The 13,565-nt window shown below is 36.3% G+C and carries 16 protein-coding genes; 7 read left to right on the top strand and 9 right to left on the bottom strand.

The window, feature by feature from the left end:
- On the top strand, positions 1–293 hold a 293-nt coding region (locus tag BBP83_RS11310; RefSeq protein WP_281181031.1), incomplete at its 5' end, for a citrate/2-methylcitrate synthase.
- 330 nt (positions 294–623) lie between these two features.
- Here the strand turns inward: BBP83_RS11310 and BBP83_RS15320 are convergent.
- Positions 624–800, bottom strand: a complete 177-nt coding sequence (locus BBP83_RS15320) for a hypothetical protein (RefSeq protein WP_171258090.1) — start codon at positions 798–800, stop codon at positions 624–626.
- Between the two features lie 661 nt (positions 801–1,461).
- On the opposite strand from BBP83_RS15320, the gene BBP83_RS11305 reads away from it, so the two are divergent.
- Positions 1,462–1,707 (top strand): hypothetical protein, encoded by a 246-nt coding sequence (locus tag BBP83_RS11305; RefSeq protein ID WP_068888550.1) that lies wholly within the window; start codon positions 1,462–1,464, stop codon positions 1,705–1,707.
- Between the two features lie 348 nt (positions 1,708–2,055).
- On the opposite strand, the gene bioB is transcribed toward BBP83_RS11305, so the two are convergent.
- Together bioB and queG are read right to left on the bottom strand one after the other, a co-directional pair.
- Positions 2,056–3,045 carry a biotin synthase BioB gene (gene bioB, locus BBP83_RS11300; protein WP_068888548.1) on the bottom strand — a complete coding sequence of 330 codons (990 nt, stop codon included), beginning with the start codon at positions 3,043–3,045 and terminating at the stop codon, positions 2,056–2,058.
- A gap of 296 nt (positions 3,046–3,341) precedes the next feature.
- Positions 3,342–4,430: a tRNA epoxyqueuosine(34) reductase QueG gene (queG, locus tag BBP83_RS11295; protein WP_068888546.1), complete on the bottom strand. Its 1,089-nt coding sequence runs from the start codon at positions 4,428–4,430 to the stop codon at positions 3,342–3,344.
- A 22-nt stretch (positions 4,431–4,452) separates the two neighbouring features.
- Here queG and BBP83_RS11290 point away from each other — a divergent pair, with 22 nt between their 5' ends.
- A complete protein-coding gene (locus tag BBP83_RS11290) occupies positions 4,453–5,910 on the top strand; it encodes a bifunctional ADP-dependent NAD(P)H-hydrate dehydratase/NAD(P)H-hydrate epimerase (RefSeq protein ID WP_068888544.1) in 1,458 nt (485 codons plus the stop codon).
- A 271-nt stretch (positions 5,911–6,181) separates the two neighbouring features.
- Here BBP83_RS11290 and ruvC read toward each other — a convergent pair whose 3' ends face one another.
- Both ruvC and BBP83_RS11280 read right to left on the bottom strand, forming a co-directional pair.
- The gene (gene ruvC, locus BBP83_RS11285; RefSeq protein WP_068888541.1) at positions 6,182–6,727 is read right to left on the bottom strand and encodes a crossover junction endodeoxyribonuclease RuvC; all 546 of its coding nucleotides are present in this window, start codon (positions 6,725–6,727) and stop codon (positions 6,182–6,184) included.
- Positions 6,728–6,928: 201 nt separating this feature from the next.
- The gene (locus BBP83_RS11280; protein WP_068888539.1) at positions 6,929–7,510 is read right to left on the bottom strand and encodes a hypothetical protein; all 582 of its coding nucleotides are present in this window, start codon (positions 7,508–7,510) and stop codon (positions 6,929–6,931) included.
- 604 nt (positions 7,511–8,114) lie between these two features.
- On the opposite strand from BBP83_RS11280, the gene BBP83_RS11275 reads away from it, so the two are divergent.
- Both BBP83_RS11275 and BBP83_RS11270 read left to right on the top strand, forming a co-directional pair.
- Entirely contained in the window at positions 8,115–8,693 is a 579-nt protein-coding gene (locus tag BBP83_RS11275) for an FxsA family protein (RefSeq protein ID WP_068888537.1), read from the top strand.
- A 130-nt stretch (positions 8,694–8,823) separates the two neighbouring features.
- Positions 8,824–9,456 (top strand): LysE family transporter, encoded by a 633-nt coding sequence (locus BBP83_RS11270; RefSeq protein WP_068888535.1) that lies wholly within the window; start codon positions 8,824–8,826, stop codon positions 9,454–9,456.
- On the opposite strand, the gene BBP83_RS11265 is transcribed toward BBP83_RS11270, so the two are convergent.
- Both BBP83_RS11265 and BBP83_RS11260 read right to left on the bottom strand, forming a co-directional pair.
- Positions 9,444–9,635: a hypothetical protein gene (locus BBP83_RS11265; protein ID WP_068888533.1), complete on the bottom strand. Its 192-nt coding sequence runs from the start codon at positions 9,633–9,635 to the stop codon at positions 9,444–9,446. The two genes, BBP83_RS11270 and BBP83_RS11265, sit on opposite strands and share 13 nt — an antisense overlap.
- 181 nt (positions 9,636–9,816) lie before the next feature.
- Complete coding sequence (locus tag BBP83_RS11260; protein WP_068888531.1) at positions 9,817–10,062, bottom strand: hypothetical protein; 246 nt, start codon at positions 10,060–10,062, stop codon at positions 9,817–9,819.
- 434 nt (positions 10,063–10,496) lie between these two features.
- Here BBP83_RS11260 and BBP83_RS11255 point away from each other — a divergent pair, with 434 nt between their 5' ends.
- Positions 10,497–10,712: a DUF1653 domain-containing protein gene (locus BBP83_RS11255; RefSeq protein WP_068888529.1), complete on the top strand. Its 216-nt coding sequence runs from the start codon at positions 10,497–10,499 to the stop codon at positions 10,710–10,712.
- Positions 10,713–10,873: 161 nt separating this feature from the next.
- On the opposite strand, the gene BBP83_RS11250 is transcribed toward BBP83_RS11255, so the two are convergent.
- The gene (locus BBP83_RS11250) at positions 10,874–11,080 is read right to left on the bottom strand and encodes a KTSC domain-containing protein (protein WP_068888527.1); all 207 of its coding nucleotides are present in this window, start codon (positions 11,078–11,080) and stop codon (positions 10,874–10,876) included.
- A 470-nt stretch (positions 11,081–11,550) separates the two neighbouring features.
- Between BBP83_RS11250 and BBP83_RS11245 the strand changes: the two genes are divergently transcribed.
- The gene (locus tag BBP83_RS11245) at positions 11,551–12,597 is read left to right on the top strand and encodes a linear amide C-N hydrolase (RefSeq protein ID WP_068888525.1); all 1,047 of its coding nucleotides are present in this window, start codon (positions 11,551–11,553) and stop codon (positions 12,595–12,597) included.
- 88 nt (positions 12,598–12,685) lie between these two features.
- Here the strand turns inward: BBP83_RS11245 and ahpC are convergent, their stop codons facing one another.
- The gene (gene ahpC, locus BBP83_RS11240) at positions 12,686–13,249 is read right to left on the bottom strand and encodes an alkyl hydroperoxide reductase subunit C (protein WP_068888523.1); all 564 of its coding nucleotides are present in this window, start codon (positions 13,247–13,249) and stop codon (positions 12,686–12,688) included.
- Between the last annotated feature and the right edge of the window lie 316 nt (positions 13,250–13,565).

Raw genomic sequence — 13,565 nt, 5'->3', positions numbered from 1 at the left:
AAGATGTCGGCGATACTGTACTTTATCCAGTCTCAGTACGCTGTGAGGAAGTGATGTGGCGTGAGAAGAAATTGTTCTGTAATGCAGACTTCTTCCATGCATCAGCTTATCATTTCATGGACATCGCAACCAAATTATTCACGCCAATTTTTGTGATGAGTCGTGTGACAGGTTGGGCTGCACATGTCATGGAGCAACGTGCAGACAACCGTATTATTCGCCCAAGTGCAGATTATACTGGGCCTGAACTGCGTAAAGTTGTACCTATTGCGGATCGTAAATTTGCAGCTTAATACATAGAGCTTATTTCATTATTTATGAGCTTTATAAATGAATGTTATGCGATACCAATTGAAGTGATTTAATTTTAAGTATTTGATATTTAATGAATATGCTTCATGATGGTGTCGTAGGGGATGTGATTTTAATTGGATGATATTAAGAAATGCTTAGCTTGAGAAATAAGACTCTCTAACATTGTATTCAAGCTAATTCAGATTTCGGCTCAAATATCCAATGAAACCAAATTCCTAAGTTCGTTAAAACACTCGTTTTAAGTGCAACTCTAAAAGACAGTGTAATTTTGTACTGTCTTTTAGCTTCTAAACAATTTAAGTTTATTCTTAAATCATGTCTTTGTTCAGCCACACTTCCGTATTTTTATGTACGTTCCATGATGCCCAATCATCTGCGTGAATACGAATAACAAATAATGAATCTTTGGCATGAATATGTGCCAGTAGAGCATCCCTAATTTCCTCAGAATTTTGTATTGAATGAAGAATCCAAACGTACTTCACTGGATTAACGAGCGCAATTTAGTTTAAATTTCTGATTTTTTTATCCAGATCCGAGAAATCGCGTTTAGTACGCTGTTCTAAGCTAATGAGGTAAGTTGCCATGTGGTTTCTCAATATGTAATGACATTATTTATGTGTCTATAGCTCGGTGGTAGAAGCCAGCTGCTATAAAGTGACTTATTGTTTTACTATGTTGTTTTCAGATAACTGAGAAAATTATTTAAGGATAATCATAGGATTTTATACGCAGATTATCAAGATATACACATTTTATTATCACTTTTATATGGAATTGTGGAGTTGTTTACATTAATTTAGGTCAAAATCAGACGAAATTTATTTGACTAAATGGAAAAATGTGTTAATAAATTAAATATGGTTTTGAACAAAAGTCATAATATTTCAGGATGAAATATCAAGAAGCAATTTTATAAAATTAAACGGGAGTTTTAACAACATGCTTCAATTATTTAGAAAAATTTTCTGTATGCATATTTACGAATATGAGCAAATGGAAGAAATTGGCGCACACAAGGAATGTCGAAAGTGCGGTGTGTCAAAATAAAAAAAGTGAGCGCAAGCTCACTTCTTTTATTGGAACTTTCCGATATATAGAAAAGAGATTAAACTTACTAAAATTCAATCATTATCTGTCTATTACATGTCTAAAAATTTTCAAAAAAATACATATATTGTCGATCATCAGTTGAACGATACTTTAACTTGGTTATGTTGCCATCAGGACAGTTTTGACTCGTTTAGCTATGATGCCATTCAGAAGACACTTGTGGTTTACCATGCCAATGGGCAAGACCAAATTATGGAAGGTGATTACTTAAATGCCAGTTATGGTATTTTAATTACGGCTCATAATTTTGCTAAAACAGATACACAGGACAAAATTTAAAAGAAAAGTGCTAAGGAGTTAAGGCCTTTTGTAAGAATTTTTTCTAACTTTTTGGCTATTCACGGTGGAGTATTACCGTTTGGCTCTTTTATTTCGCTAAATGAAAAGAAAATCAGCAAGGAAAACATTTTTCGCTCTCATTTGTCTCACCGTAAAACCTATTCACTTTATACACTTAAAGAGCTTTTTTACTGTGAAAAGGCAAGGATTTTTTTCTTGCCAATTTTGCAAATGACGTTGTTGCGTATCAAATGAAGTCTAGAATTTAAAAAGAAGATGCCAGTCGGTTTCTTAACTGACTGGCATTACTGAAAGGAAAGGTTTTTCTAATTTCAGGTCTGTAATATTTTAACTTGCCATTGCATCTAAAGAAAGTTCAGCAATACTTGGCTTGGCTTTTTCTGCAACTAATCCAAGTTTATCAAAAAGTTGTTTGTCTTTTCCTTCACCTGCATTGGGTGTTGTGAGTAGTTTTTCACCAGAAAATAACGAATTTGCACCAGCCATAAATGCAAGCGCTTGATCTGAGTCTGAAAGTGCTTCACGGCCAGCAGACAATCGGATATAACTTTTTGGCATAATAATACGCGCAACTGCAATGGTACGAATCCATTCAGTGACATCAAGCTTTTCAACATTGGCTAAAGGCGTGCCTTCAATAGGAACTAGCATATTAATTGGTACCGATTCTGGGTGAATAGGCAGTGTAGACAATTCTTGTAATAGACCAATTCGGTCATTGCGGTTTTCACCAAGTCCAACAATACCACCACTACAAACTTTCATACCCGCTTGACGAACATGATCTAATGTATTTAAGCGGTCATCAAAGGTGCGGGTGCTAATAATATGTGAATAATATTCACGTGATGTATCTAGATTATGATTGTAATAATCCAGCCCAGCATCTTTAAGTCGCTCTGCCTGTGATTGGTTTAACATACCTAAAGTCATACAGGTTTCTAAGCCTAAAGATTTAACTTCACGTACCATTTCAAGTACATAAGGCATGTCACGTTCGTTAGGATTACGCCATGCAGCGCCCATACAAAAACGTGAAGAACCCGATTCAAGCGCTTCTTTTGCTTCGGAAATGACTTTATCTACAGCTATGCGTTTTTCAGCTTCAAGATTTGAATCGTAATGTGCAGATTGAGAACAATATTTGCAGTCTTCAGGGCATTTGCCTGTCTTAATTGACAATAATGTACTGACCTGAATGGCATTGGCATCAAAGTTTTCACGATGTACACGCTGCGCTTCAAAAACTAAATCTAAAAAAGGTTGCGTATATAAAGCTTGAATCTCTTCGCGAGCCCAGTCATTACGTAAAGTCATGATTGCTGTCCATCATCATTGTTATCTCTTGGTGCTTATCATACAGAAATCATGCCAAAGCCAAAGGCATAAAATGTCAATTTCGATAGTATCTATCGATTGAATGTGTCAATGACTTATAATTATAAGATTGTAGATTTAGTTGCAAAGTCTAGGGTTTTTTCTTTAAATTAATCGCAAAGTTATTTTTTGGATAAACCAACTTTGCTGGAATTCTGTCACTTTAAGTTTTAAATATTGCAAACTTTACGTTGAACTGGATTTGAGCTTTAGTTTTAGAAACTGGAATTGATGACTCAGTTTTTACTGTATTGTTCTGCAATTGCCCAATCTATATGGACTTGCACAATTTCATCATGTAACTCACGAGTTTGCTCTAGCGCTTGAATAATTGCTGGCGAAAAGTCTGCATTTCCTAGACCTATTGCAATATTACGCATGAAGCTTTGGTAGCCTGTGCGACGGATTGGACTACCTTCGGTACAACTTAAAAATGTTGCTTCATCCCATTGCCATAAGTCTAGTAGTGACACTTGGTCTAAGCCGTGGCGAGGGTGGAAATCTTCAATAGAGGTTTTCTTGGCAAAACTGTTCCAAGGACAAATCAGTTGGCAGTCATCACAGCCAAAAACTCGGTTACCAATACCTCGGCGTAATTCTTCTGCAATAATACCTTTATATTCAATAGTTAAATAAGCAATACATTTACGTGCATCTAACATATAGGGTTCGACAATCGCCTGTGTTGGGCAAATATCAATACATGCTGTGCAAGATCCACAGTGCTTGGTTGTGGGTGTGTCAAAAGGCAACTCTAATGAAGTGAATAGTTCACCCAAAACAAAGAATGAACCAGATTTTTTATGGATCAGTAAAGTATGTTTACCTGTCCAACCCATCCCTGCATTTTCTGCTAAAGACTTTTCAAATACAGGGGCTGAGTCAGCAAAGGGACGTGCCTCAAAATCGCCAACTTTTTCACGAATTTTTGCCGAAAGCGTCTTTAAACGTCCACGCATGGTTTTATGATAATCACGGCCACGCGCATAGCGAGCAATAATGGCTGCATTAGGCTCTAATGGTACATAGCGTGGCTTGGGGGTTTCTACCAAGTAATCCATACGCACGCAAATGATGCTTTTTGTCCCAGGAATGAGCAAAGTCGGATCGGCACGTTTTTCTAGATTTTCTTCTAGAAACTTCATATCACCATGATAACCACGTTTTAAATATTCCTTAAACCGTGGCAATTCTGCTTGAGCATCTGGTTTGGCAATGACACAATCTGAAAAGCCTAAAGCCAAAGCTTCTGCCTTAATCCACGCTTTGAGCGCTACAGGATCATTTTGATTGAGCTGAATTTTTGCTTGAACAGGTGTGACCATAAACCATTTGGATGGAAGAAGAATGCGACAGTCAGTTTATCATAGTCAGGACATTCAAGCATGGGAACAGCGCTGGTTTGGGCAGCAAAATAGTTCCTATGGTCTAATGAAACAAGTTGCATGGACAATAGCTCAGCGCCTAATCCCCATTTTTCAGAACAAGGATATACAGCAAATTGCCATCTGTTGTGGGAAGGGCAATAACGCAGGTGATGGTTATTTGGTGGCAAAATATCTACTACAGGCAGGGTTTATTGTGGATATTTATGCAGTTGAGCTAGGCTCATCGCTAGACTTGTATCAAGCTGAAATTGAAGCACGTGAAGCGGACTTAAAGATTACTTCAGGTTTTGCTTTTCATAGCCAGTACGATGTTTATATTGATGCTTTGTTTGGTATTGGTTTAAACCGTGAGCTCAATGATCAATGGCAGGCGGTTATACACAATATTAATGCACAAACAGGTTTGAAAATTGCTCTGGATATTCCCAGCGGTTTAAATGCCAATACAGGGCAACCTTTGCCTTGTGCTATAAAAGCCGATTACACCTTAACTGTATTCGGTTTAAAAGCAGGCTTATTTACAGGACAAGCGAAAGAATTTTGCGGTCAGATTCAAGTGATTGATATTCTTCCAATAGATCAAGAATTAAAGCCAATTGCTCAATTATCATCAAATAAACTGTCTTTACCTCAGCGTCAAGCTTTTGGCCACAAAGGAAGTTATGGGCATGTGCTCATTGTGGGAGGACATGCTGAAATGGGTGGGGCGGTAATGATGGCTGCTGAAGTTGCATTTCATGCAGGCGCAGGCAAAGTGACAGTTGTATGTGATGCCAAACATCATACGGCTATTTTGGCTCGTGCACCGAACATAATGCTACGTGATATTAATGCACTCTCCACTGCCGATATTCAGGCTGTCATTACACATGTTGATGCAGTAAGTTTTGGGATGGGCTTAGGTCGTGATGATTGGGCGAAACAACAGTTTCAAAACTGGTTTCCTTTAATTCAGCAATCGTCGCTAGAAACGGTATTAGATGCTGATGCATTATGGTTTTTGGCGATATTTCCTGAGCCATTGAAAGTAAATAGCTATGCGACACCGCACCCCGGTGAGGCTGCTAAATTATTGGGTATCACGACGCAAGAAGTAGAGGCAGACCGCATAAACGCAGTCCATCAACTACAGAAAAAATATGCAGGGCAATGGGTGTTAAAAGGTGCAGGAAGTCTAATTATAGAAGATCAATTATGGATTTGCACAGCAGGTAATGCAGGTATGGGAACGGGAGGTATGGGCGACGTCCTTGCAGGTATGATTGCCAGTTTAAAGGCCCAGTTTCATCAAAATATTCATGTACATGAAATTGTTACTTTACATGCTTTGGCTGGGGATTATCTGGCGCAACAAGGCATGCGAGGATTACAAGCGCAGGATATGGCGCAAGCAGTATATCAGGTGGTCAATCAATAAAATAATGGATGAATAAGACCGCGTTGAAATTACAAATATAAGGATAAGTTTAGAGCGTGGGTTAGATGTTAAAGTAGTTGTATATGGCGCAAATGAAACTGTGCAAAAATATTAAAGCAAAGTTTCATCGACCCTGTATATGCAAATGTTTCTAAAGTCGATTATATCGAATTAGATATTTCTGTTTTGAATTTGAAAGACTATTTAAAATAGTAGGCTGATAACTATTTTTGAATAATCATGGAATTACCTAAATTCAATAAATTACAGCTTAGCGCCTTCTGGTGCTGACACGACTGCGACCTCGCGCCATTCCACCTAAGGCATTGAGTACTGCTAGTTTACTCATACTGCCTGAAGCATGGGCATGGCAAATGGCAGCAGCTAAAGCATCGGCGGCATCTTGTTGTGGCTTAATACTTAAGTTGAGCAGTTTCATCACCATCATCTGTACTTGCTCTTTATCGGCCGCACCGTAACCGACCACAGATTGTTTAATTTGCCGTGCCGTATATTCTGCAACTTTTAAATCTAAATTGGTTAATGCTGCAATGGCTGCGCCACGTGCTTGGCCTAATTTTAAGGCTGAGTCAGGATTTTGTGCCATAAAGACTTGTTCAACAGCAGCTTCGGTTGGGCCGTGAAATTTTACAATGCGGTCGACACCCGCAAAAATGCGCTTTAAGCGTTCAGGCATTTCTGACGTTTCAGTACGAATGGTTCCTGCATCAACAAAACGCAGTTTAGAGCCTTCATGTTCAATAATTCCATAACCCGTTAGGCGTGAACCTGGATCAATACCAATAATTAATGACATGTTGGCCCTTTAAAAATAAAAACAAAACTAATTATATGATTTTATTAATTTATATGTGTAATTTTTCTGTACTTTTTTCGGAAAAAATGAACAGTTAGCACTTATAAAAAGTAAGGACTTAACAATAAGTTTTACAACCGTGTTTTATATCATCTAGACCAATGATGGTAAAACATCAATATTTATGTAAACGCCTTAGAATTACTTTACTGTTCCTGCTTTTTGCATTTCTTGGTAAAGCAAATCTAGGTAATGTTGTTGTTGCACATTGTTTTTAAAATACCGTTGGTAATTCACACTACAACTATCTATATCAGCAATGTTATTCAGATTGAATGACCAATCATCAGTATTCTTAACACGAATGCCTAAGTCATCATCACATGCCTGCCAAAGTTGAGAAAAGCGTGTTTGTTTATTGCTTGGGAGTTGATCAAAACGTGCATCAACAGAGAAGCCTTTCATTTCAGAGTTAAAATATTTGTTAATAGAACCAATAGGTACACCAGCCCAATTTATAGAGTGGTCTTTGGGGAAAGAAATTTGGATTAGTTTTTTTTCATTGAGTAATGAATCTTGTTGTCCAGATTTAAAATGCTGTTCTTCGTATTCTAGTTTTGTGCCTATCGGTATCGCGATCTTTTTTACAATCATCGGCTGTGTAGTGATGTAATAAGGATAATCAGGTCTATGATTGCCACCTGTTGGATTCATATTGCCAACACATGCTCCCAAGTTTGAGAAGATGATGAGGCAAAATATTATTCTAAGTTTACTATTCATTATTAATCCAAGCCCTAAAAACTCATTTTATTTAAAGATCGTTTGATTTATCTGAAACTCATAGAGTACATCTTGTACGGTTTTTAAAGTTTTTTACCAGCAGTGATTTCTTTAAAGTGAGATTTGTATAGCGAAAACCAATCCAATAATTAGTCCAAAAGCATGGGATAGGAAAGGATGAAAATTATCAAAACTCAAGGGGAAACTCATTTTACATGGCCTTAATAATGATAAATCTACCACATAATGAAGTGACTATTCCTTCAATATCTCTCATTGAGAGGATGTAACCATGAGGTTTTACTATTTCAATTGCTACGTACTCTATTTGTTTTTCAGTAAGTGCTACGGTCACTATTTTCTATCCTTTTGCTCATTATTTTGCAGAAATTTTATATTTATTGGGGACGGTATGCAGAAAAATATTCGTTTAAATTTTAGCTAATCAGTCACTTAGATATATATTGAAAATATTAATGACATATTGACCCTTTAAAAATAAAATAACGCCCATATTGTTACCTAAGCAGATCGAAAAGCTGAATTCTGATGAAGCGCTTGCGTGATGCACATTATTTATTTAATTGAGATTTGATTAATTTTCATGAAATTATTCCTAATTGTCCTTGCTGGCTTAGTTCTTGAAGTATTTGTATGGATTGGCGTGGGTGACCTTGTCGGTAGCATGTGGTACGTATTCTTCTGGTTTATTGTGGCATTCGTCATCGGTATGAATATCGTTCGTAAGCATGCAACAGGGTTAATGCCTCAAATGCAACAAATGCAAGCGGGCCAAATGAGCGCAGATCCAGCATTGTCAGGAAACCTTCCAAAAATTTTGGCAGGTTTATTATTGATGATTCCTGGTTTAATTTCTGATGTATTGGCCGTTTTAATTTTGATTCCACCTGTACAAAATATGCTTAAAGCAACCATGATGAAAGTGATGATGAAGCGTCAGCAAGCCATGATGGAAAAAATGATGGGTGGTATGATGGGAGATATGGGCAATATGGGCGCTGGTCAAGGCCAGAATCCATTTGCTGATATGATGCGTCAAATGCAAGACATGCAAAATCAGCAAGGTGGAGTTCACCGCGATTCAAGTATTATTGATGGTGAAGCGCGTGAAGTTACACCAGAAGCAAAAAAGATTGAATTTAAAGATGTAAATCCTAAATAAGCAATTTTCCAATACTTTAGCCGAATTTATATATTCGGCTTTTTTATGCCGTAATTTTGATAGAAATTTCATTTAATTTGAACAGAAGATATAATGCTTCGATATTCAATTTACTGAAAATGAAAAAAATATGTCACTGCTTTTTACCATTTGTGCACTACATTTCGTTGCACAGCTCAGCCCTGGCCCAGATGTATTATTAATTGCCAAAAGTGCCGCCTCTACAACTCGTAGAAATACCTTGAAAATTATTGCAGGGATATCGGTAGGAATTATAGTCTGGGTTGTGTTGACCCTAATGGGCTTTACCGTGCTTATTGAACAATTTCCTTGGATTCAACAAGTATTGATGCTCATTGGTGGTTTATTTTTAGCAAAAATGGGTTGGTCAATGTTAAAGGGAGGGCTCAGTGCTTTAAAACAGAGCACAGAACTGAATACTGCGATGCCATCGGAAGCGTCAAAAAATTATTTTATGTTGGGTTTATTCACCAATTTATCGAATCCCAAAACGCTTATTTATTTTAGCAGTGTTTTTTCTTTAGCTCTTAGTTCATCTGCTGGAACAGATATTAAAACCCAGTTGGCATTAATTATACCTGTCCAAACGTTTGTGGTATTTACGTTATTAATGCTGATTTTATCTATACCAAAAATCAAAGTGCTTTATCAGCGTGCAGGAAGTTATATCGACCTGATTTCAGGTGGTTTATTTCTGATTTTTGCTGTTTGGCTATGGCGAGATGCAATTCAGCTGTTGTGATCTTTATTTGAATTTGGATGTTCCAATTCGGTCGAAGTTGATGTGGTATTGAGCAAATTCTTTTCTTCTTGATGATAGCGATTGGGTTTTAAAGTGGCTTCGGTATTTTCTGAACCCTTGTAGCTTCTGCTTCGATTAGCACGCTCACGTAGTCCACCTTTCTTAATCAATTGAATCATACTCAAATCCTCATTTATATCTTGCCTATTTTAATCGAGTTTTAAGTTTGGATTCTGCTTTAAATAAGGTTATTCGTGATCATTTTATTTATTACAAAAAATTAAGTCAGGAAATTAAAAAAGCCTGAAAAGACAATCAGGCTTTTTATGGAAAGATGGCAACACATCATTCAGAAGCTATCTATTTTGGATTTTTACTATCTTGTTGTAATACATCAAATAAAGATTGTTGCATTGGTATTTCTTGATGGTCTTGCAAATATACATGCACAACTTTAAACATAATTGCTGCAGCTAAGCAGACCGTGACACAAAAAATCCAAAAGCCATAAGGGCTTCTAATATTATGTGAACCACATTGATTACATTCTTTGTCCGTAGAAGCAACGGCCTTGTTGCAACAAGCACAGTGATACTGATAGTGCATAAATTTCTCCTTATTTCTGACTCGCTTGTTTTTTTTATTTTCAATCAAAAGTCATTGATTGATTACTCATCATATGCCATGAATGGTAGATGTACAAGCGGGTTACAATACGTGCGAGTTCACACTTTCGGCATTGCCCAATTTATTGGCTTAAGTCTTTTATTTTTAAACTTTTCCAGTTAAAAAGATCAATCTTTTATTGTTCAATTAGGCTTTATTTAAGTTACTTGCTGATGACATTTCACCTTTATTATTGTTAATCGTTTAGGTTTTAAATCATAAAAGGACAGCGAAATTTAAACGAATAATTGCTCTGCTATTGTCTTGATCGTTTTAAAACAAATTTTGTCTGAAAATTAGATATGTTAAATTTAATTGGGAGGGTGCTATTTTATGTTAGGTATTATATTGCATAACGGTTTTGAGGGTTTTAGCTGATGTTAACCAAGGGCATTTATCAACACTATAAAGGTAAATTATACCAAGTTTTTAATGTAGCAACGCATAGTGAAACTGAAGAAAAATTAGTGGTTTATCAGTGTTTATATGGAGACTATTCTATGTGGGTTAGACCTTTGGCCATGTTTACAGAAGACGTCATGATTGATGGTCATGCAATGCCTCGTTTTAAGCTCATTCAAGCAACTTAAAAGTTTTTGTCACAGGCCACAGAATTTTTGAATTTATAGCTTATGGGTACAGAGCATGGATAGGTGGCAGTAAATTAGTTTAAAAGTGTTGTATGTCACTTGAAACAGCCATCGCATAGAGAAAAGGATGGCTGTTTTTTTATTCAAATAATCGTTGGTTTTTATTCGAGGCTAATATGCTTAAAGTGTAAATCATATTCTAGATACTTCTGAACAAATGCAGCCTTGTCGTTACATCTCATCATATTGTCATAAATAAATGCGGGTACAGGATGATATAAATCTGCCTTTCCATTGGTATAAAAAATGTGAAGGTAACGCGAAGACGCATTATATTTTAAAAATTTAATAGTGAGTGTTGTTCCCATATGCAACCCCCTTTTTATTCGTAATTTTGATCTTAATTTTTAGCTATCACCTTATGAAATTAAGACAAAAAAACTTCGGGATATATAGCTGATTTGTAAAAATAATTATTATTAGAATACTGATCAGTGAAATAGATTTTTCATTTGATAAATCAGGCCTTATTTAGGAGGCTTAATTTTATATATCAGCAAGATTAAAAGACTATAGATATTCGGTGAATAAATAAAATGCGATAAAAATAGTCAATTAAAAAGATATCTTTCATGTAAAAACAATTAAATAAAAATCACCCTTGATGATGAAGACATTATTTTCTTAGATAAATAAAAGGCTATGCGAGCTAAAGGAAGATTTTTTCTATTTGCATAAGAGGGGGAACTCCCCAAAAAAGTTTTTCTATGCTTAAATTATGATCTATAAGTTTTAATGATTGATAAATATTTTTTTGACTTAATAAGAAGGCAAGCAGATGAAAAAAACAATGTGTTGCATGATTGTAGCGTCGGGATTGATGTTAAATTCGGTTGCAGATGCCTGTACGCGAGTCGTATTTCAGGGCGATAGTAATAATGTTATGACAGCTCGCTCAATGGACTGGAAAAGTGATGTGGGTACAAATCTGTGGATTTTACCAAATGGCGTTAAACGCTCAGGTAATGCAGGTGCGAATTCGGTGCAATGGACAGCAAAATATGGCAGTGTGGTTGCAACGGGTTATGATATTTCAACCACAGATGGGGTAAATGAGCAGGGGCTTAATGCTAATTTATTGTGGTTGGTCGAGTCTGAATATCCTCAACTTGAAAAGTCTAAAAAACCAAAACTCAGTATTTCTTTATGGGCACAATATGTTTTAGATAATTTCTCGACAGTTGCTGAAGCGGTTCATTTTCTAGAAAAAGAACCATTTGATGTGATTTCAGATCAGGTTCCGGGTGAAAATCGTTTGGCAACTTTGCATTTATCTATTTCGGATAAGAGCGGAGACAGTGCAATTATTGAGTATATTAAAGGGAAGCAAGTCATCCATCATAATAAAAATTATCAAGTTATGACCAATTCTCCGACCTTTGATCAACAGTTAGCATTGAATCAGTATTGGAAACAAATTGGTGGAACGACCTTCTTGCCAGGAACAAATCGGGCAGCAGATCGTTTTGCGCGTGCCTCATTTTATATTCATGCCATTCCTAAAAATGGTGGCTCTAATGCAAATCTTGCAAGTGTCTTTAGTGTTATTCGTAATGTTTCTGTGCCATATGGCTTAAATACGGCGGAAGAACCTAATATTTCATCTACGCGTTGGCGTACAGTGGTCGATCATCAACGTAAGCTCTATTTTTTTGAATCGGCTGTATCGCCCAATGTTTTTTGGGTTGATTTAAATAAAATTAATTTCAAAGATGGTAAAACCAGAAAGCTAGATTTAGGTAAAGATCAAGCAAATACTTATGCGGGTGATGCAACTGGCGCATTTGTGGAAAGCAAACCTTTTGTGTTTTTAGGAATTAGTTAGTTTTAATATTTTACTAATTTTTTATTTGAGTTTATAAAAAAACCGCGCTAAAGGCGCGGTTTTTTGAATCAGTTCAATCTAATACAAATTAGATTTTACCCACTAGGTCGATTGAAGGAGCAAGAGTTGCATCGCCTTCTTTCCATTTAGCTGGGCAAACTTCGCCTGGGTGAGCGTGAACATATTGAGCTGCTTTAACTTTACGAAGAAGCTCTTGAGCGTCACGACCAATACCGCCAGCATTGATTTCAACGATTTGAATTTTACCTTCTGGATCGATAACAAAAGTACCACGATCAGCAAGACCAGCAGATTCAATTAATACGTCGAAGTTTTTAGCAAGCGTCCAGTTCGCATCACCAACCATTACGTATTGGATTTTTTTGATTTCTGCAGAAGAATCGTGCCAAGCTTTGTGTGTGAAATGTGTATCAGTAGAAACTGAATAGATTTCAACGCCTAATTTTTGGAATTCAGCATAGTTGTCTGCAAGGTCACCCAGTTCAGTTGGGCAAACAAAAGTGAAGTCAGCTGGATAGAAGAAAACAACAGACCATTTGCCTTTAAGATCAGCTTCAGTCACTTCAATAAATTGACCGTTTTGGAATGCTGTGGTTTTAAATGGTTTAACTTCAGTATTAATTAAGCTCATCATTGTCTCCATGATTGAGGTTTGTATTTAATTTCGAATAGAGTATCGAACTTTTTGTTATTGCTGAAATGGTATTTTTACATTACAAAAATCGGAAAAACCGAACGAATAATAAAAAAACCATTCCATCAAGTTTGAATATTTTACTCATTTAGCATGAAAAATATGATGGCTAAATGATAAAAGCACTCAGTTCCTCAACTTGCTAATGAACTTGAGGGCTTTGTTGTCAAAATTCAAGGGTGTAAAGGGAAAAAGTTAGAATTAAACAAATTCTCAGTTCTTTCGCTTCATGCCATTACAGCGTAAAATAGCC

This window comes from Acinetobacter celticus, from assembly GCF_001707755.1.
Classification (GTDB): domain Bacteria; phylum Pseudomonadota; class Gammaproteobacteria; order Pseudomonadales; family Moraxellaceae; genus Acinetobacter; species Acinetobacter celticus.
This window is presented reverse-complemented; position numbering and strand designations above follow the sequence as displayed.